This is a genomic window from Vogesella mureinivorans, from assembly GCF_007644035.1.
GTDB classification, from domain to species: domain Bacteria; phylum Pseudomonadota; class Gammaproteobacteria; order Burkholderiales; family Chromobacteriaceae; genus Vogesella; species Vogesella mureinivorans.
The window spans coordinates 1-261 of sequence record NZ_VMTV02000038.1; the positions used below are offsets into that span (position 1 = coordinate 1).

Here is a 261-nt window from a genome sequence, read left to right on the forward strand (position 1 = left end):
CGGCGATACCTGGGTCGACAGCCCCGGTGCCAACCATGAGGAACAGGTCATCAAGGATCTGCTGAAGCGCACCCGCACCGAGCGCCCCGGCTTCTGGAAGACCGTGGCCGCCGAGTGGAAGGGCGTGTCGGAAGAGACCACCACCGGCGTGCACCGCCTGTACCAGATGATGGAAGCCGGCAAGCTGCTGGTGCCCGCCATCAACGTCAACGACTCGGTGACCAAGTCGAAGTTCGACAACCTGTACGGCTGCTGCGAATC

General features: G+C 63.6%; 1 protein-coding gene. It reads left to right on the plus strand.

The window, feature by feature from the left end:
- The coding region (locus tag FLQ44_RS01000) for an adenosylhomocysteinase (protein ID WP_147692663.1) at positions 1-261 on the plus strand (261 nt) is incomplete at both ends.